Origin of the sequence: Brevibacillus dissolubilis, from assembly GCF_006170445.1 — a bacterium.
Classification (GTDB): domain Bacteria; phylum Bacillota; class Bacilli; order Brevibacillales; family Brevibacillaceae; genus Brevibacillus_B; species Brevibacillus_B dissolubilis.
On sequence record NZ_VCNA01000019.1, the window covers coordinates 41,762 to 58,542 of the forward strand.

The following is a 16,781-nucleotide window of genomic DNA, read 5'->3' on the forward strand; positions in this document are numbered from 1 at the left end:
CTCAAAGTCAAAAGGGAACCATAGAACATCATTATTTGAAGGAGGTGTAAGGAAGATGGCAGTACCTCAAAGACGAACTTCCAAAACTCGTAAAAGATTGCGTCGTACGCACTTCAAACTTGAAATTCCAGGCATGGTGCAATGCGATAACTGCGGCGAATACAAACTCGCTCACCGCGTATGCGGCAGCTGCGGCACTTACAAAGGTAAGAAAGTAGTAGCTGAGTAATTCCATAGCGTCTCAAAAGCAGAGTGATGATAAGTCACTCTGCTTTTTTATTTGTGGTTTGCATTCGGGTGTTGTGGAGGAGAGTGAACGGCTTGCCGTTTGATCGCCTTCTTAAAAACCCGCAAGGGTGTTAAGACTGTCCGCTCCGAAAAAACCAAGAGTAGGACGGGTCAAAAATTTCGGGGAAGCGATTCAAGCGAAGAGGTTTGCCCCTTGGCGGATTCAGGGGAGCTTGCTACTCTTGCTTTTTCCTTCGCTGAGATGGTTTTTAAAGAGGCTCTCAATCGGCAAGCCGTCCACTCTCTACCAACGTTGATCAAAAGCAAAAGACAAATAAAAAAGCAGAGATGGAGGGGAATAGGGGAAAGACAAGGAAAAAGACAAAAAGCCCGTCCCCATCTCCACACCATGTCATTTCCAGTGCAGTCGGAGAGACAGGGGGAGACCTTCCAGCAGCGAGCCTCTTTTGAACCCAATCCCAGCTGCGGAAAGATCAAGAGTGGCCGTCCTCTTCGAGTAAGCTTAGGGGCAAACTCTACGTTTGAATATACTTCCTGCAATTTTTGCCCCGTCCCACTCTTGATCTTTCCGCAGCGGACAGCCACCCCTTCTTCGAAGGGGTTCAAACCAGGCGAGCAGCTGGAAGGTCTCCCCCTGTCCCGCACCAGACCACAACAAATGACATATTTCTCATCCCCCCTGCTAGAAAGAGTCGAGAAGTTTTTCCACAAAGCAAAACCGTTCTGTGATATCGTAGGACTTGACCAACCAATAACAGACCCAACTCATCTGAAAAAGGACAAGCCTGACGCGATATTGAGCGAAAATTACCTTTTTTACGACCATTCTACACCTGTATATATTACCTAGTTATAACACCTAATAATAGGCAATGAAGCCTATTTCTCCGGTAAATTTGCTTGATGGGGTTGTAATCTTTGGTCACCTCCTCTATACTACCTTTTAGTACCAGGTATTAAAAACAACCCGTAAGCATATAGATGAACCAAACGGCTAGATGATAAGGGGGTGTCGACGATCGCACGTTTATCCAAAAAAGATCGCCAATCGCGGCTTACGCAAACCTTAAAGGAAAATCCTTTTGCGACAGATGAAGACCTGGCAACGATGTTCGATGTCAGTATCCAGACCATCCGGCTGGACCGGCTGGAACTTGGAATCCCCGAGCTGCGTGAGCGGATCAAGTCGGTAGCTGAACAGAGCCTTGATCCGGTCAAGTCGCTCGGAGCAGATGAAGTGATTGGTGAGATTATTGACCTGCAGCTCGACTCCCAAGCGATCTCCGTATTAGAAGTCAACGAAAATCATGTCTTTAGCCGCACGCTGATTGCCAGAGGACATTACATATTTGCACAAGCCAATTCACTTGCGGTAGCAGTGATTAATGCCGAAGTGGCTCTGACCGCCACGGCGCGCATGCGATTTATCCGGCCGGTTAAGCTAGGGGAGCGGTTGATCGCCAAAGCGGTCGTCCGATCCAATGACGGTCAAGAGTCCAAGGTCCGCGTCGAAACAAAGGTGCAAGGTGAGACTGTATTCACCGCTTCCTTCCGTGTGTACCGTATCGCACATCCAGACGAAGCAAACACGAAGAACAGAGGGTAGGAGGAACTTGCATTGCGTATTTCAGTAGATGCCATGGGTGGGGACCACGCCCCACAGAGTGCCGTGGAGGGAGCGCTTTTGGCCGTACAGGCGGAGCCGGCGATTACCATCGTACTTGTCGGAGACGAAGCTAAGATCCGGACGCAACTGCCAAGCCCGCTTCCAACCGGTATCGAAATCCATCATACAACCGAAATCATTGAAGCCGACGACGAACCAGTCAAAGCGGTACGACGCAAGAAAGATTCATCATTGGTCGTCTCCGTGGCACTGGCCCGTGACGGATCGGTGGATGCGGCCATCTCGGCTGGCAACACCGGCGCACTGATGACGGCAGGCTTGCTTGTCGCAGGGCGTATGACAGGCATCGAACGACCTGCACTGGCCGCTTTTGTCCCGAATATGAAACGCAAAATTTCCCTTTTGCTCGATGTCGGGGCCAACATGGACGCCAAACCGCAGCATCTGGTGCAATACGGCATCATGGGCAGCCTCTACGCAGAGAAGATGCTTCAAGTAAACAATCCAGAAGTCGGTCTGCTCAACGTAGGGACCGAGGAGATGAAAGGAAACGAACTGGCGAAATCCACTTTTCCATTGCTGCAAGCAGCCAACATCAACTTCATCGGCAACGTCGAATCACGCGATGTGATGCAAGACGGCTGTGATGTGCTGGTCTGCGAAGGCTTCTCCGGCAACATCCTGCTCAAGTCACTTGAAGGAACAGCCTCTGTCGTCTTTTCACAGTTGAAACAGACATTCATGTCCAGTCTGATCAACAAGCTGGCGGCAGCCGTTCTCAAATCAAGCCTGACCCGTTTCCGTGAACGGATGGACTATGCCGAATACGGCGGCGCACCGCTGTTAGGGCTCAAACGGCCAGTATTTAAAGCGCATGGCTCATCTGACGCCCGCGCGATCAAGAATGCAATTTTAGCCGCAGCACGTTACGTAACGCTTGACGTGAACGGACTTATACAGCAAGAGTTGGAAAAAGACCAACAGGGAAGAGGGGAATAAGTATGACAGGAACGCACGCAGTCGGTATTTTGGCTACCGGTTCTTATACTCCGGAACGGGTTTTAACCAATGCAGATTTAGAAAAGATGGTAGAGACTACCGATGAATGGATTGTCAGCCGCACAGGGATTCGCGAGCGCCGCATCAGCGCGCCTGAGCAAGCTTCTTCTGATCTTGCTTACGAAGCAGCGAAAAAGGCATTGGCGAAAGCCAAGATTGCACCGGAAGATCTGGATATGATCATCGTAGCGACGGTGACGCCTGACTATTCCTTCCCATCGACAGCATGTCTGTTGCAGAGCCGTCTTGGTGCGGCCAAAGCAGCGGCACTTGATGTATCCGCAGCCTGCACCGGCTTTTTGTACGGAATCACCACAGCGGCTCAATTCATCGCCAACGGCATGTACCGTTATGTGCTGGTGGTCGGGGTTGAGACCCTGTCCAAAATCATCAACTACGAAGACCGCAACACTTGTGTACTCTTCGGAGACGGTGCCGGTGCTGCTGTGATCGGACGGGTCAAAGAAGGATATGGCTTCAAAGCATTTGATCTTGGTGCAGACGGATCCGGCGGGGAATTGCTGCTCCAACCGGCAGGCGGCTCCCGCAAACCGGCTACCCAAGAGACCATCGATCAAAAACTACACTTTGTTCAAATGAGCGGAAGCGAAGTATTCAAATTCGCCGTGCGCGTGATGAACTCCGCCACTGAAAAAGTACTGGACAAAGCAGGCCTTCCAAAAGAAGAAATCGACCTGCTGGTACCGCATCAGGCCAACTACCGCATCATCGACGCGGCTGTGAAGCGTTTTGGACTCTCTGATGACAAAGTAGTGATCAACCTCGACCGCTATGGCAACATGTCCTCTGCTTCCATCCCGGTTGCGCTGGATGAAGCATTTGAGGAAGGGCGCATCAAAGAAGGCGACAACATCATTCTGGTCGGCTTCGGCGGCGGTCTGACATGGGGTGCGACATTGCTGAAGTGGTCCACAGAGCAAGCCTAAACAACCAAATCGAACGTAGACGCTAGGAGGATTCGTTTCATGTCTAAAATCGCATTTGTTTTTCCAGGGCAAGGCTCCCAGGTTGTCGGAATGGGGAAAGATCTGTACGAATATTCCCAAGCGGCAAAAGAAATTTTTGATCAAGCAGACCAGGCGCTTGGATTCTCTCTCTCCACTCTCTGCTTTGAGGGTCCGGAAGAAGATCTTCGCCTGACCGAAAATACACAACCAGCCATCCTCACAGCAAGTATTGCGGCATTGGCAGCGTTCCGTGAAAAGTTTCCAGAGGTATCCGTTGATTTCGTCGCAGGCCACAGCCTTGGCGAATACTCCGCGCTCGTAGCGGCAGGAGCACTCTCTTTTGAAGATGCGGTCAAAACCGTACGCCTGCGCGGCCAGTTCATGGAGCAGGCCGTTCCGGCAGGGCAAGGCGCGATGTCTGCGATCATGAAGATGGATCGTGAAGTCATCCAGAGCATCTGCCAAGAGGTAGAGGCAACCGGACACCCGGTGCAACTCGCTAACCTCAACTGCCCAGGACAGATCGTCATCTCCGGCAGTGCCGAGGGTGTGCGTCTCGCAGGGGAAAAAGCAGCTGAACAGGGTGCACGTACAATCGCACTCAAGGTAAGCGGTCCGTTCCACTCCTCGCTGATGGCTCCAGCAGCAGAGCGCCTCAAGGGCGTGCTGGCAGAGGTCAATGTACAAGACGCGGCAACTCCTGTAGTGGCCAACGTCTCTGCGACAGCCATCACCGAAGCGGCTGTGATCGAGCGCAGCCTGATCGAGCAAGTGGCATCATCCGTACTCTGGGAGGATTCCGTCCGCTATATGATCGCAGAGGGCGTAACCACTTTTGTAGAGATCGGCCCTGGTTCGGTCTTGGCTGGATTAATCAAAAAAGTGGACCGGAAACTTACCGTTCGAAATGTGTCTGATGTAAAAACTCTTGAAGAGTTAGTAGATGGAGGGGTATTATGCTAACGGGTAAAACGGCGCTGGTCACGGGAGCATCCCGCGGGATCGGCCGTGCAATCGCACTCAAGCTGGCTGATGCCGGAGCCAACGTAGTAGTCAACTACGCAGGCAGCGAAGCGGCCGCAGCAGAAGTGGTCGAACAAATCAAAAGCATGGGCCGCGAAGCGATTGCGGTGCAGGCCAATGTCGGCAATGCTGAAGAAGTCGAAGCGATGGTCAAAACCACGCTGGAGCAGTTCGGCACACTTGATATCCTCGTCAATAACGCCGGGATCACCCGCGACAACCTGATCATGCGGATGAAAGAGTCCGAATGGGATGAGGTCATCAATATCAACCTCAAGGGCGTTTTCAACTGCATCAAGGCGGTCACCCGTCCGATGATGAAACAGCGCAGTGGACGCATCATCAATATTACTTCCGTAGTAGGCGCTATGGGTAACCCAGGTCAAGCCAACTACGTGGCAGCCAAAGCAGGCGTGATCGGTCTGACCAAAACAACCGCACGCGAGCTGGCTTCCCGCAACATCAATGTCAATGCGGTGGCACCAGGATTTATCACCACCGATATGACAGATAAGCTCAACGACGAACAAAAAGAAGCGATGCTGGTCAACATCCCGCTCGGCACACTTGGTCAGCCGGATGACATCGCTGGAGTCGTCTTGTTCCTTGCTTCTGACGCAGCCAAATACATGACAGGTCAGACCCTGCATGTAGACGGCGGCATGTATATGTAGAAACTGGTTTTTGGACAAAGCATTTCGTATAATACCATGAGAGGGGGTGAAGCAAAATGGCAGATATTTTCGACCGTGTGAAAAAGATCATCGTTGACCGTCTCGGCGTAGACGAAGATAAAATCGTACTCGAAGCTTCCTTCAAAGAGGATCTCGACGCTGATTCCCTTGACGTCGTGGAACTCGTAATGGAACTCGAAGACGAGTTCGATATGGAAATTTCCGATGAGGACGCTGAAAAAATCACAACTGTGGGTGAAGTAGTTAACTACATCTCTGCTCACAAGTAATTGATAGGAGAGGTCTCGTCTCTGGATGGGACTTCTCCCTTCATTACCTGAGTGATTGCTCAGTAAAATTGGGAATGATCTTTTCGACATGGTGCTATATTTGTATGGAGAAGGTAGGAAGCGATAACGCTGATTTTATATAGAGGTGAAAAGGATGAAACGAAGAGTTGTGATTACTGGCGTAGGCGTCATATCACCTGTGGGAAATAATGCGGCAACGTTCTGGGACAGCCTGCTCGCCGGTAAGTCGGGAGTAGACCTCATCAAAAGTTTTGATGTTTCTGATTATCCGACACAGATTGCGGCCGAAGTGAAAGATTTTAATCCAGAAGAATACATGGATAAAAAAGAAGTTCGCCGTACAGATCGTTTTGTCCAGTTTGCGCTTGCTGCAGCGAAAATGGCAGTAGAAGACGCAAAACTAATGATTACACCGGAAAATGCTAACGAGATCGGAGTCTATATCGGTTCTGGTATCGGAGGTTTATCTACATGGGAAGACCAGCATACTGTATTAATGGAGAAGGGTCCTAAGCGTGTCAGCCCGTTCTTCATCCCGATGATGATCGCCAACATGGCCTCTGGTCTGGTGTCCATCGAAATGGGTGCAAAGGGTCCAACCGCAAGTACCATCACAGCATGCGCTACGAGTACAAATGCAATTGGTGACGCTTTCAGACTGATCCAGTTTGGTGATGCTGATGTGATGATCACAGGTGGTGCGGAAGCGACAATCCGTCCGATGGCAGTGGCAGGCTTCTGCTCCGCCAAAGCGACATCCACCCGCAACGATGAACCGCAAAAAGCAAGCCGTCCATTCGACCGTGACCGCGATGGTTTCGTCATGGGTGAAGGTGCAGGCGTGCTGATCCTTGAAGAATTGGAACATGCGAAAAAACGCGGAGCCAACATCATCGCGGAACTGATCGGCTACGGTATGAGTGCAGATGCCTACCACATCACATCCCCGTCTCCGGGTGGTGAAGGTGCAAGCCGTTGTATGCAGAAAGCACTGAAAAACGCTGAAATCGATCCGAAAGAAGTAGACTATATCAATGCACACGGTACGTCGACCGGTCAAGGCGATATCGCAGAGACGCAAGCGATCAAAGAGGTGTTTGGTGACCATGCTTACGAGCTGGCCGTCAGCTCCACGAAGTCGATGACAGGTCACTTGCTCGGAGCAACAGGTGCGATTGAGGCGGTTGCTACGGCATTCGCTCTGCGCGACCAGATCATGCCGCCGACAATTAATCTGGAGAATCCAGACCCTGAATGCGATCTCGATTATGTACCAAACGTTGCCCGCAAAGCAGAATTGGATGTAGCGATGTCTAATACATTTGGTTTTGGCGGTCATAATGCTACACTCGTATTCAGACGCTATCAAGAGTAATTCGCACACATAAACGCAGGAAACGAAACAAGGGAAGGTGGTGAGGGTGATGGGATTTAAACAGCTGCAGAATACAATTGGAGTGACTTTTCATGATGAAAGTGTGCTCAAGCAGGCATTCACCCATTCTTCCTACGTGAATGAACAACGGGGCAAACGGATTCAGGACAACGAACGGTTGGAGTTTTTGGGAGACGCGGTCTTGGAATTGACCGTCTCTCAATTCCTCTACAAGACGTTTCCGAAGATGAGTGAGGGCGAGATGACGAAGCTGCGCGCTGCCATCGTCTGCGAGCCTTCGCTCGTCAAGTTCGCTGAGCTGTTGAATTTTGGTGAGCTGGTGCTTCTCGGCAAAGGGGAAGAGCTGACCGGTGGGCGTCAACGTCCAGCATTGCTTGCTGACGTGTTCGAGGCTTTCATCGGGGCACTTTATCTTGACCAGGGGTTGGACGTGGTGTTCACGTTCATGGAGAAATACGTCTATCCACGCGTTGATAAAGGCGAGTTTACCAAAGTAACGGACTTCAAGAGCCAACTGCAGGAATATGTACAGCAGGACAATCTGGGCGAGATCATCTATCGGATCGTGCAGGAAAAAGGTCCGGCGCATAACCGCGAGTTCGTCTCTGAGGTGCTGCTCAATGGCGACAAGCTTGGTGAAGGTCTGGGCCGCTCCAAGAAGGAAGCCGAGCAACAGGCAGCTGCACGGGCGTTGATCATGCTTGGTGCCGCGAAGCAGTCATAGTGCTTTTGGTTTCAAAACGTAGGTTGATAAGAAAAGAGAGGCAGGTCGCACTACTTGGGAGAAAGTGGTGAGACCTGCCTCTTTTTTAAATTAAAAAATTATGTCGAAATATGTCTTACGATTATAGGTAAGAAGTAACAGGAGAAAGGCGAGTGGTGTTGAAATTAGTAATATCTTGATGAAAAAAGGTGATTACATAATGAAAAAAGCACCACTACTTCTGTCCTGTATTCTGTCTGTAGCTTTCTTGAGTGGTTGTGGCAGCAGCGATACCCAACCTGCTTCTTCTACAGCAACTGTCAGTGAAGAGGAAAAGAAAAAAATTGAAGAAGAAGTAAAACAAAAGCTGGAACAAGAAGCAAAGCAAAAAGCGGAAGAGGAAGCGAAGAAGAAAGCAGAGGAAGAAGCGAAGAAACAGGCAGAAGCAGCTGCACAGGCAGCAAGCCAGCAGTTTAAAGTGGCGGATTACATGGCCTATGCGATTCCGAATATGCACGAAATCAATGGCAACGATGCCGGTGCTGCATTCCCGGACGCATCCATGCAATTCTTGAAAGCGAAAATTCACCTTTTCCCTGCTACCAAGCAAGAGATTAATGAAGCAAGAGCCTTGGTTGATAAGAATGTTGGATTTAAGCATTTGGACAAAAATATTGCGAAATACAATGGTGTGATGTTTAGAGATACCGGTCATGTCATCGAGATTGAAGAAGTGCCTGATACCGATATTGGTACGGTTTCTGTTGTTCACGTGTTGAATGACGATTTTGACAGCTATCAAATCCTGTTCCCAGGACCTCTGGAAATCTTTAAGGACGACCAAGTTGAATTTATCGGTGTTCCTGTCATGATGTCTGGTTTTGATAATGTCAGTGGCGGATTTACCAAAGTAGCGATCATTGCTGGCAGCCATATCGGCAAACAATAGAGAGAAGTGAATGAAATGGCGTCCCCGATCAGGTGGGGCGTCTTTTTTGATGCACAAAAGCTATACTCCCGCCTGTCTTCCTTTTGTGTTAAAATAATATAGTTGTGAACGACGCTCCTGCACAAATCAGGGGCTTTTTATATCAGATTGGACAGCAGCTTTTTAACTAGGAGAGATCACCATGTACCTAAAACGGTTGGAAGTCATCGGATTCAAATCGTTTGCCGACCGCACGGAACTGGAATTCGTCCCAGGAGTGACGGCTGTCGTCGGGCCGAACGGGAGCGGGAAGAGCAATGTCTCGGACGCGATCCGTTGGGTGCTCGGGGAGCAGAGCGCGAAGTCACTGCGCGGGGCGAAGATGGAAGATATTATTTTTGCCGGGAGCGATACACGTAAGCCGGTCAACTTCGCGGAAGTGTCGTTGACGCTGGACAACTCGGATCGTTCTCTGGATATGGAATATTCGGAAGTGACCGTCACCCGTCGTGTGTACCGTTCCGGCGAGAGTGAGTATTCAATTAATAAAAGGCAGTGCCGTCTCAGAGATATCATGGAGCTGTTCATGGATACCGGGGTGGGGAAAGAGGCTTACTCCATCATCGGGCAGGGGCGGATTGAAGAGATTTTGAGTACCAAATCCGAGGATCGCCGTGGGATTTTTGAGGAAGCGGCGGGAATTGTCAAATACAAGACTCGTAAGCGTGATGCAGAGCGCAAGCTGGATGAGACGGAAGCCAATCTCGTCCGGATTCATGATATTACGACCGAGATTGATGAACAGGTAGGCCCGCTGCAGGAGCAGGCCGAGATCGCGAAGCAGTACAAGACGCTTCACCAGCAGCTTGTCGAGCATGAAGTGGCACTCTATGTCCAGCAAATTGAGAACACCCATACCAAGTGGGAAGAGTCCAAGGAGCGTGTGGGGGAGCTGCAGCAGGAGCTGGTCAAGCACACCTCCGAGGCTAGTTCGCATGAGGCGGAGTTGGAGCAGGCGCGTTTTCAGGTCAATCAGATTGATGCTTCGATTGAGGAGCTGCAGCAGGTTCTTTTGCATGTGACCGAAGAGGCGGAGAAGGTAGAGGGGCAGCGTAAGGTACTCAACGAGCGCAGACGCAACCTCGAAGCCAACCGCCAGCAGACGATGGAGCAGATGCACCGTCTGACGGAAAAGCAGCGCGATGTGGAGCAAGAGTTAGAAGAGCAGACGACCAGACGCAACGAGGCCAAAGCCCGACATGATGAAGCAGAGCAATCGCTCAAGGATGCCGAGCGCGAGTTTTCCGTGATGGTGCAGGCGCTCTCTGACGATGTGGATACACTGAAGAGCGATTACTTCGAGAAGCTCAATGAATCGGCTAACATGCGTAATGAGGTGCGTCACCTGCAACAGACCGTGCAGACCACACAGGCGCGTCTGGAGCGGTTGAAGCAAGACCGGGCACGACTGGAAGAGGAAGAAGAGGCCCGTCAGGACAAGCTGGATGAATACCAGGACCAGCTGGCAGAGATCGACCGTCAGATTCAGGAGAGCATCGCGAACTTCCGTGAACTGATGGAGAACGTCAAGGAACAGCAGATCCAGGCAGACGAAGCCCGCCGCGATATCCAAAAGCAGGAACAGCAACGCGAAGCGACCCGTTCCCGCCTCGACCTGCTCAAAGAGATGCAGTCCGAGTTCGCCGGATTCCAGCAGGGGGTTAAAGAAATCCTGAAAGCCCGTGAAAAAGGCTTCAAAGGCATTCACGGTGCCGTAGCAGAGCTGGTCATCGTGCCGCAGAAGTTGGAGACAGCAGTAGAGGTCTCACTCGGCGGTGCCTTGCAGAACGTCGTCGTAGACAACGAATCAGCTGGTCGGGAAGCGATCGCTTATCTGAAAAAGCATAATCTGGGCCGGGCTACCTTCTTGCCGCTTGATGTCATCCGTCCACGTAATATCAGTGACTCAGACCGCCGGATGATTGAGCGGGAAGACGGCGTCGTCGGGGTGGCGAGTGAGCTGGTATCGTTCGATGAGCGGTACCGTTCCATCGTCGAGTCGATGCTAGGCGGGGTCATCGTGACCGAGACGCTGGAGCAGGCGAACCGTGTGGCGCGTGCGAGCAGCTATCGCTACCGTGTCGTCACGCTGGAAGGCGATATCGTCAATGCGGGCGGTTCCATGACGGGCGGTGCGATGAAGAAGAACACCACCAACCTGCTGGGACGCGGTCGTCAGGCAGAGGAGCTGGAAGCAGCACTGGTAGAGGCGGACAAGCGGATTGCGGAGCAGAAGGAGCAGGTTCGTACGCTTTTTGCCGGGATCAAGGAGATGGAGCTGACCCAGGAGCAGCTGCGCTCCAAAGGGGAAACCCTGCGTGTCAAGGAGCAGGAGATCAAGGGTCTCTTGCAACAGACCGAGGCAGAGGGCAAAAGTCTTGCCGAACGCCTCTTTTTGCTGGGGCAGGATATCGAAGCGTACCAGCGTGAAGTCAATGAGGCGAACGAGAAGCAGGCCAAGCTGGACAGCAGTCTCAAGCGGCTTGCCGAAGAAGAACAGCATCTGTCCGAGGCGATCACCTATGCGGAGAATAAGCGTCAGGAACAGCTGTTAAATAAAGAAGAGATGAATGAAAAGATCACGTCGCTCAAGGTCTTGGCCGCACAGGTGAAGCAGGAGCACACGTCCCGCATGGAGCAAGCGGAGCGTCTGGAAGAGCAACGCCGCCAGATCATCCGCGAGTGGGAGGAAGCCCGCGATATTCTCGCATCGCTGGAGGGGCTGGATGGAACCAATGACACCTCATCCCAATCACTCGATGCCAAAATCCAAGAGCTGCGCCAAGATAAAGACCGCGTCGCCGGCCTAATCCAAGAGCGCCGCAGTGACCGTGCGACACTCGTCTCCAAGCTGGAGCATGTGGAGATCGAGACCAAAGAGATCCGCAAGAACGTCAAGAGCGTCGAGGACAAGCTGCATCAGGAAGAGGTTAAGGTCAACCGTTATGAAGTGGAGCTTGACCACCTGCTGAACAAGCTGTCCGAGGAATATGAGATGAGCTTCGACCTGGCCAAGCAGAAGTACCCGCCAATAGGAGATATGGTCAGCGAGCAGCAGCTCGTCACCCGCCTCAAGCGCGAAATCACGGCACTCGGTACGGTCAACCTCGGAGCGATTGAAGAGTTTGAGCGTCTCAATGAGCGTTTGACCTTCCTGCAGAAGCAAGAGGCCGACCTGATCGAAGCCAAAACCATGCTGTATCAGGTGATCGAAGAGATGGACACCGAGATGTCCCGCCGATTCAAGGAGACGTTCGAGGAGATCCGCGAGCAGTTCCAGCAGGTGTTTGTCCAGCTTTTCGGAGGTGGGCGTGCTGACTTGGTACTGAATCAGCCGGATAATATCCTAGAGACCGGTGTAGACATCGTGGCACAGCCACCGGGGAAAAAGCTGCAAAACCTCGCACTGCTCTCAGGCGGGGAGCGTGCCTTTACTGCGATGGCGCTGCTTTTTGCCATCCTGAAGGTCAAGCCTGTGCCATTCTGCGTACTCGACGAGGTAGAGGCCGCACTGGATGAGGCCAACGTGAACCGTTTTGCCGAGTACATGCATAATTTCAGCGAACAGACCCAGTTCATCTGTGTCACCCACCGCAAAGGTACGATGGAATCAGCAGACGTCCTCTACGGCATCACCATGCAGGAGGGCGGCGTCTCCAAAATCGTCTCCGTAAAACTGGAAGAAACGAAAAAATTGATGGAAAACGTCTCATAACGGCGAGTTTCGCCTAAGATAGAGAGAGAAAGAAGGAGGAGACGAGCGTGAGTTTTTTTAAGAAACTAAAAGATGCAATCGTCAAGAAATCAGAAGAAGTAACCCAGAAATTTACCGAGGGCCTCTCCAAAACCCGTGACATGATGGTGGAAAAGGTACAGGACCTCGTACGCCGCTACAAAAAAATCGATGAGAATTTTTTCGATGAGCTCGAAGAAATCCTCATCACCGCTGACGTAGGTGTCAACACGGTTATGGACCTGATCGACGACCTCAAAGGCGAGGTACGCAAGCACAAGATCGAGAACGCCCTCGACCTGCAGCCGATCCTGTCTGAGAAACTGGTGGCATTGCTTAAAAATGAAGACAATCAAACCACCAGCCTCAACATCGAAGAAGGCCGCCTCAATGTCATCCTGTTCGTCGGCGTCAACGGCGTAGGGAAGACGACCACCATCGGGAAAATGGCCCACATGTTCCGTCAGCAAGGCAAAAAAGTCCTGCTGGCTGCGGGCGACACCTTCCGTGCAGCAGCGATCGAGCAGCTCGAAGTATGGGGCCAGCGTGTCGGTGTAGATGTCGTGAGACAAAACCAAGGCTCCGATCCTGCAGCCGTCATCTACGATGCCCTGCAAGAAGCGAAGAACCGCAATGTGGATATCCTGCTGTGCGATACTGCAGGCCGCCTGCAAAACAAGGTAGGTCTGATGGATGAGCTGGCAAAAGTCTTCCGCGTGGTGCAACGCGAAATCCCTGACGCCCCGCATGAAGTCCTGCTCGTTCTCGATGCGACCACGGGTCAAAATGCGCTGAACCAAGCCAAGGTGTTCGGCGAGACGACCAAGGTGTCCGGCATCGTGCTGACGAAGCTCGACGGTACGGCAAAAGGCGGGATCGTTATCGCGATCCGCAACGAGCTGAATATCCCCGTGAAGTATGTGGGATTGGGCGAGAAGATGGATGATCTGCAGCAGTTTGATCCGGAGCAGTTCGTGCATGCGTTGTTTAAAGGGTTGATTGATGAAGAAATCAAGGAAGAAGCAGAGACGGAAACACAGCAGTAAGATTCATAATTGAAGATGTAAAAAGACGTCAGGGATGGATTCCTGGCGTCTTTTGCTGGAATTGAGTATCCATTTAGTTGCTGCCTGAAAAATTACAGGATACATTCGATTGTACGAGATGACACACATCTACGGCGTGACAACCGCCTTATCCGTAAAAATCAACGCCTCCACCCCAGGCTTCTTCCCACCCGAATACCCGACCACATACACCGAGTATATTGTCGCAGGATCAACACTCACCGTCGGAAAGGCGACCAGCGCCTTATCCGTACCCGCCTGACGCATCTCCACATTCAGTTGGGCAGGCGCTCCTACTTCTATATAGGAAGAAACATCAGAAAAGCCCAAATTCGACGCCAGCACCGTGCTGCCAGCAAGGGCCACATCGACTGCATTCGTGTCAGGCGAGGCATGGACAAATCGCACCTTCGCCATATTGGCAGTAGAGGCCAGCTCATCGTCTACCACCTGCAGACGAATCTTCGCCAATTCACCGATTGCGGCGGCAGAGACCTTTTTCCCGGCTTGCAGGGTGAGATTTTGTTTGATCAGAGGCGTTGCACCAGCGAGAGCATCAGTTGGGTATATCTCGATGGTATGGTGACCTGCTGCGAGCGGCAAATAGTTAGAAGCCTGCTTGTATACGACATTGGGCAAGAGATTTTTGCCATCGATAAATACCTTAACCGCAGGGGCGTCAGGAGAAGCATGGATCACGCGGACGAATGCCTGGCCGCTTACACCCTCAGCAGCCTGAGCAGAGCCTGCGGACAGGACAAAAGCGCCGAGCGCCATGAGACAAAGCCGGGACACCCATTTTTTCCACAACATACGGTGAACCTCCTTATACGTATATGATCCCAGATTTTGTTTTCAACACCCTTACTTTCCCCCAAACCGATTCGTTCATACCTGTGAAATCGAGTAGATTCAACTAAAATAATTCGTGAAAAATAAAAGAACCAGCATGTCGGAAAAAGACGAAAAAGCCTGTCCCCACAAGGTTTTAACCGATTTTTTAAAAAGAAAAAATGAATGTCAACAAAATAGCTTGACACCAGGCGCAGGATTGTATAGTATATTACTTGGCTCTGTAAAGTAAAAAGCTTTACAGACGGGCAACCGATCAGACGTAAAGGATTGGACCTATGTTAGAAAAAACCAATCAAATGAATCTCTTGTTTGACTTCTATGCCCCCTTGTTAAAAGGGAAGCAACGCGAGTATCTGGAGCTTTACTATCTAGACGATCTTTCGTTGAGTGAGATTGCTGAGATGCACGAGGTTAGTCGCCAGGCAGTCTACGACCATATCAAGCGGGCTGAAAAGCAACTTTTCGAATACGAAGAGAAGCTGGAACTCGCGACTATGTACGAGCGACGACAATCCCTCACAAACAAGATGATCGGCTTGGTAGAAGCGACTGGCGAGAGTGAATCAAGAGAGACCCTGCTTTCTTTGCTCCGCCAATTGTCAGACATGGATTAGGAGGGGCGTCAGATGGCATTTGAAAGCTTAGCTAACAGGTTGCAGAGCGCATTTGACAAGCTTCGTGGACGCGGTAAGATCGACGAAGATGTTGTCAACGAAGCGATGCGCGAAGTACGTCTCGCCCTGCTTGAAGCAGACGTTAACTTCAAGGTTGTAAAAGACTTTGTGGGCCGCGTCAAAGAACGTGCAGTCGGACAAGACGTGCTCAAGAGCTTGACTCCTGGTCAGATGGTCATCAAGATCGTTAACGAAGAGTTGACCGAATTGATGGGTGGGAACGTATCCACACTTGCCAAAGCACACCGGCCACCAACGATCATCATGATGGTAGGTCTGCAGGGTGCAGGTAAAACTACCACCACAGGTAAGCTTGCGAAGTACCTGATCAAGCAAAACCACAAACCCCTGCTGGTTGCAGGCGACATTTACCGTCCAGCCGCGATCAAGCAGTTACAAGTATTAGGTGAGCAAGTCGGCGCACCAGTATTCTCACTCGGCGATCAAGTAAGCCCAGTCGAGATTGCCAAACAGGCGATTCAACAAGCCAAAGAAAACCAAAACGATTATGTCATAATCGACACCGCAGGTCGCCTACATATCGATGAAGCACTCATGGATGAACTCAAAAACGTCCGTGAAGTAGCCAAACCAGATGAAATCCTGCTTGTGGTCGACGCTATGACCGGTCAAGATGCGGTCAACGTCGCAGAGAGCTTCAACGCTCAGTTGGAACTCTCCGGGGTAGTCCTGACCAAGCTGGACGGTGACACACGCGGTGGTGCGGCCCTCTCCGTCAAATCCGTGACAGGCAAGCCGATCAAGTTTGCCGCTACGGGCGAGAAGCTGGACGCACTGGAACCTTTCCATCCAGACCGTATGTCTTCCCGTATCCTCGGGATGGGCGACGTGCTCTCCCTCATCGAAAAAGCTCAAGAAGCGGTCGATGAAGAGAAGGCAAAAGAGATGGAACAGCAGATGCGCAAAGGTGAATTCACTTTTGACATGTTCCTCGATTCGATGCAGCAGATGCGTAAGCTCGGGCCTTTGGAAGATATCCTCGGCATGCTCCCTGGCATGAACAAGGTCAAAGGCATGAAAGACTTCAAAGTCGACGAGAAGCAGCTTGCCCGCACAGAAGCCATCGTGAAATCCATGACCAAAGCGGAACGTCAAAACCCAGATCTGCTCAATGCAGGTCGCCGTCGCCGAATCGCGGCAGGCTCCGGTACGACGGTCCAAGAGGTGAACCGCTTCATCAAGCAATTCGAAGAAATGAAGAAGATGATGAAACAGTTCTCCGGCATGGCTAAGCAGATGCAAAAGAAAGGGAAGAAAAAAGGCGGCGGTTTCATGCCATTCAAAGGCGGCAAGCCACCAGTCAATCCGTTCGGGGACAACAACCCAAAAGGCGGCGGAGGATTCAACTTCCCATTCAACCCATTCAAATAGCTTGAACTCTCTTTGCTTTACAGGTTTACCCGTAAGCAATAGTTCAGATATAAGATCACAAC

At 51.3% G+C, this 16,781-nt stretch carries 15 protein-coding genes; 14 read left to right on the forward strand and 1 reads right to left on the reverse strand.

Going from position 1 to position 16,781, the window contains the following annotated elements; genetic code table 11:
• The first annotated feature begins 55 nt into the window (after window positions 1–55).
• The 12 genes from rpmF to ftsY all read left to right on the forward strand — a co-directional run bounded on the left by rpmF (window position 56) and on the right by ftsY (window position 13,777).
• The gene (gene rpmF / locus FGI41_RS24305; RefSeq protein ID WP_139492875.1) at window positions 56–229 is read left to right on the forward strand and encodes a 50S ribosomal protein L32; all 174 of its coding nucleotides are present in this window, start codon (window positions 56–58) and stop codon (window positions 227–229) included.
• Between the two features lie 1,029 nt (window positions 230–1,258).
• Entirely contained in the window at window positions 1,259–1,855 is a 597-nt protein-coding gene (fapR, locus tag FGI41_RS24310) for a transcription factor FapR (protein ID WP_139492876.1), read from the forward strand.
• A gap of 12 nt (window positions 1,856–1,867) precedes the next feature.
• Entirely contained in the window at window positions 1,868–2,875 is a 1,008-nt protein-coding gene (gene plsX, locus FGI41_RS24315; protein WP_139492877.1) for a phosphate acyltransferase PlsX, read from the forward strand.
• Window positions 2,876–2,877: 2 nt separating this feature from the next.
• Complete coding sequence (locus tag FGI41_RS24320; RefSeq protein ID WP_139492878.1) at window positions 2,878–3,882, forward strand: beta-ketoacyl-ACP synthase III; 1,005 nt, start codon at window positions 2,878–2,880, stop codon at window positions 3,880–3,882.
• 39 nt (window positions 3,883–3,921) lie between these two features.
• Window positions 3,922–4,866, forward strand: coding sequence for an ACP S-malonyltransferase (fabD, locus tag FGI41_RS24325; protein WP_139492879.1), 945 nt, complete (start codon window positions 3,922–3,924; stop codon window positions 4,864–4,866).
• Window positions 4,860–5,600: a 3-oxoacyl-[acyl-carrier-protein] reductase gene (gene fabG / locus FGI41_RS24330; protein WP_139492880.1), complete on the forward strand. Its 741-nt coding sequence runs from the start codon at window positions 4,860–4,862 to the stop codon at window positions 5,598–5,600. The genes fabD and fabG overlap by 7 nt, the downstream gene beginning before the upstream one ends.
• A 56-nt stretch (window positions 5,601–5,656) precedes the next feature.
• Window positions 5,657–5,890: an acyl carrier protein gene (gene acpP, locus FGI41_RS24335; protein ID WP_139492881.1), complete on the forward strand. Its 234-nt coding sequence runs from the start codon at window positions 5,657–5,659 to the stop codon at window positions 5,888–5,890.
• Window positions 5,891–6,044: 154 nt separating this feature from the next.
• The gene (gene fabF / locus FGI41_RS24340) at window positions 6,045–7,286 is read left to right on the forward strand and encodes a beta-ketoacyl-ACP synthase II (RefSeq protein WP_139492882.1); all 1,242 of its coding nucleotides are present in this window, start codon (window positions 6,045–6,047) and stop codon (window positions 7,284–7,286) included.
• Between the two features lie 49 nt (window positions 7,287–7,335).
• Window positions 7,336–8,031 (forward strand): ribonuclease III, encoded by a 696-nt coding sequence (rnc, locus tag FGI41_RS24345; protein WP_139492883.1) that lies wholly within the window; start codon window positions 7,336–7,338, stop codon window positions 8,029–8,031.
• A 199-nt stretch (window positions 8,032–8,230) separates the two neighbouring features.
• Complete coding sequence (locus tag FGI41_RS25210; RefSeq protein ID WP_176560423.1) at window positions 8,231–8,959, forward strand: hypothetical protein; 729 nt, start codon at window positions 8,231–8,233, stop codon at window positions 8,957–8,959.
• A 181-nt stretch (window positions 8,960–9,140) separates the two neighbouring features.
• Window positions 9,141–12,713: a chromosome segregation protein SMC gene (smc, locus tag FGI41_RS24355; RefSeq protein WP_139492884.1), complete on the forward strand. Its 3,573-nt coding sequence runs from the start codon at window positions 9,141–9,143 to the stop codon at window positions 12,711–12,713.
• A 47-nt stretch (window positions 12,714–12,760) separates the two neighbouring features.
• The gene (gene ftsY / locus FGI41_RS24360) at window positions 12,761–13,777 is read left to right on the forward strand and encodes a signal recognition particle-docking protein FtsY (protein ID WP_139492885.1); all 1,017 of its coding nucleotides are present in this window, start codon (window positions 12,761–12,763) and stop codon (window positions 13,775–13,777) included.
• 129 nt (window positions 13,778–13,906) lie between these two features.
• Here the strand turns inward: ftsY and FGI41_RS24365 are convergent, their stop codons facing one another.
• Window positions 13,907–14,611 (reverse strand): DUF4397 domain-containing protein, encoded by a 705-nt coding sequence (locus tag FGI41_RS24365; protein WP_139492886.1) that lies wholly within the window; start codon window positions 14,609–14,611, stop codon window positions 13,907–13,909.
• Between the two features lie 317 nt (window positions 14,612–14,928).
• On the opposite strand from FGI41_RS24365, the gene FGI41_RS24370 reads away from it, so the two are divergent.
• Both FGI41_RS24370 and ffh read left to right on the forward strand, forming a co-directional pair.
• Window positions 14,929–15,267 carry a putative DNA-binding protein gene (locus FGI41_RS24370; RefSeq protein WP_139492887.1) on the forward strand — a complete coding sequence of 113 codons (339 nt, stop codon included), beginning with the start codon at window positions 14,929–14,931 and terminating at the stop codon, window positions 15,265–15,267.
• A gap of 12 nt (window positions 15,268–15,279) precedes the next feature.
• Complete coding sequence (ffh, locus tag FGI41_RS24375; protein ID WP_139492888.1) at window positions 15,280–16,719, forward strand: signal recognition particle protein; 1,440 nt, start codon at window positions 15,280–15,282, stop codon at window positions 16,717–16,719.
• The last annotated feature ends 62 nt before the right edge of the window (window positions 16,720–16,781 follow it).

What these genes read in the sequence shown, in the direction of transcription:
- FGI41_RS24365 (WP_139492886.1), bottom strand. Translation starts at nt 14,611, where the DNA reads ATGTTGTGGAAAAAATGGGTGTCCCGGCTTTGTCTCATGGCGCTCGGC.
- FGI41_RS24370 (WP_139492887.1), top strand. Translation starts at nt 14,929, where the DNA reads ATGTTAGAAAAAACCAATCAAATGAATCTCTTGTTTGACTTCTATGCC.
- fabD (WP_139492879.1), top strand. Translation starts at nt 3,922, where the DNA reads ATGTCTAAAATCGCATTTGTTTTTCCAGGGCAAGGCTCCCAGGTTGTC.
- smc (WP_139492884.1), top strand. Translation starts at nt 9,141, where the DNA reads ATGTACCTAAAACGGTTGGAAGTCATCGGATTCAAATCGTTTGCCGAC.
- FGI41_RS24320 (WP_139492878.1), top strand. Translation starts at nt 2,878, where the DNA reads ATGACAGGAACGCACGCAGTCGGTATTTTGGCTACCGGTTCTTATACT.
- FGI41_RS25210 (WP_176560423.1), top strand. Translation starts at nt 8,231, where the DNA reads ATGAAAAAAGCACCACTACTTCTGTCCTGTATTCTGTCTGTAGCTTTC.
- rnc (WP_139492883.1), top strand. Translation starts at nt 7,336, where the DNA reads ATGGGATTTAAACAGCTGCAGAATACAATTGGAGTGACTTTTCATGAT.
- ffh (WP_139492888.1), top strand. Translation starts at nt 15,280, where the DNA reads ATGGCATTTGAAAGCTTAGCTAACAGGTTGCAGAGCGCATTTGACAAG.
- rpmF (WP_139492875.1), top strand. Translation starts at nt 56, where the DNA reads ATGGCAGTACCTCAAAGACGAACTTCCAAAACTCGTAAAAGATTGCGT.
- acpP (WP_139492881.1), top strand. Translation starts at nt 5,657, where the DNA reads ATGGCAGATATTTTCGACCGTGTGAAAAAGATCATCGTTGACCGTCTC.
- fabG (WP_139492880.1), top strand. Translation starts at nt 4,860, where the DNA reads ATGCTAACGGGTAAAACGGCGCTGGTCACGGGAGCATCCCGCGGGATC.
- fabF (WP_139492882.1), top strand. Translation starts at nt 6,045, where the DNA reads ATGAAACGAAGAGTTGTGATTACTGGCGTAGGCGTCATATCACCTGTG.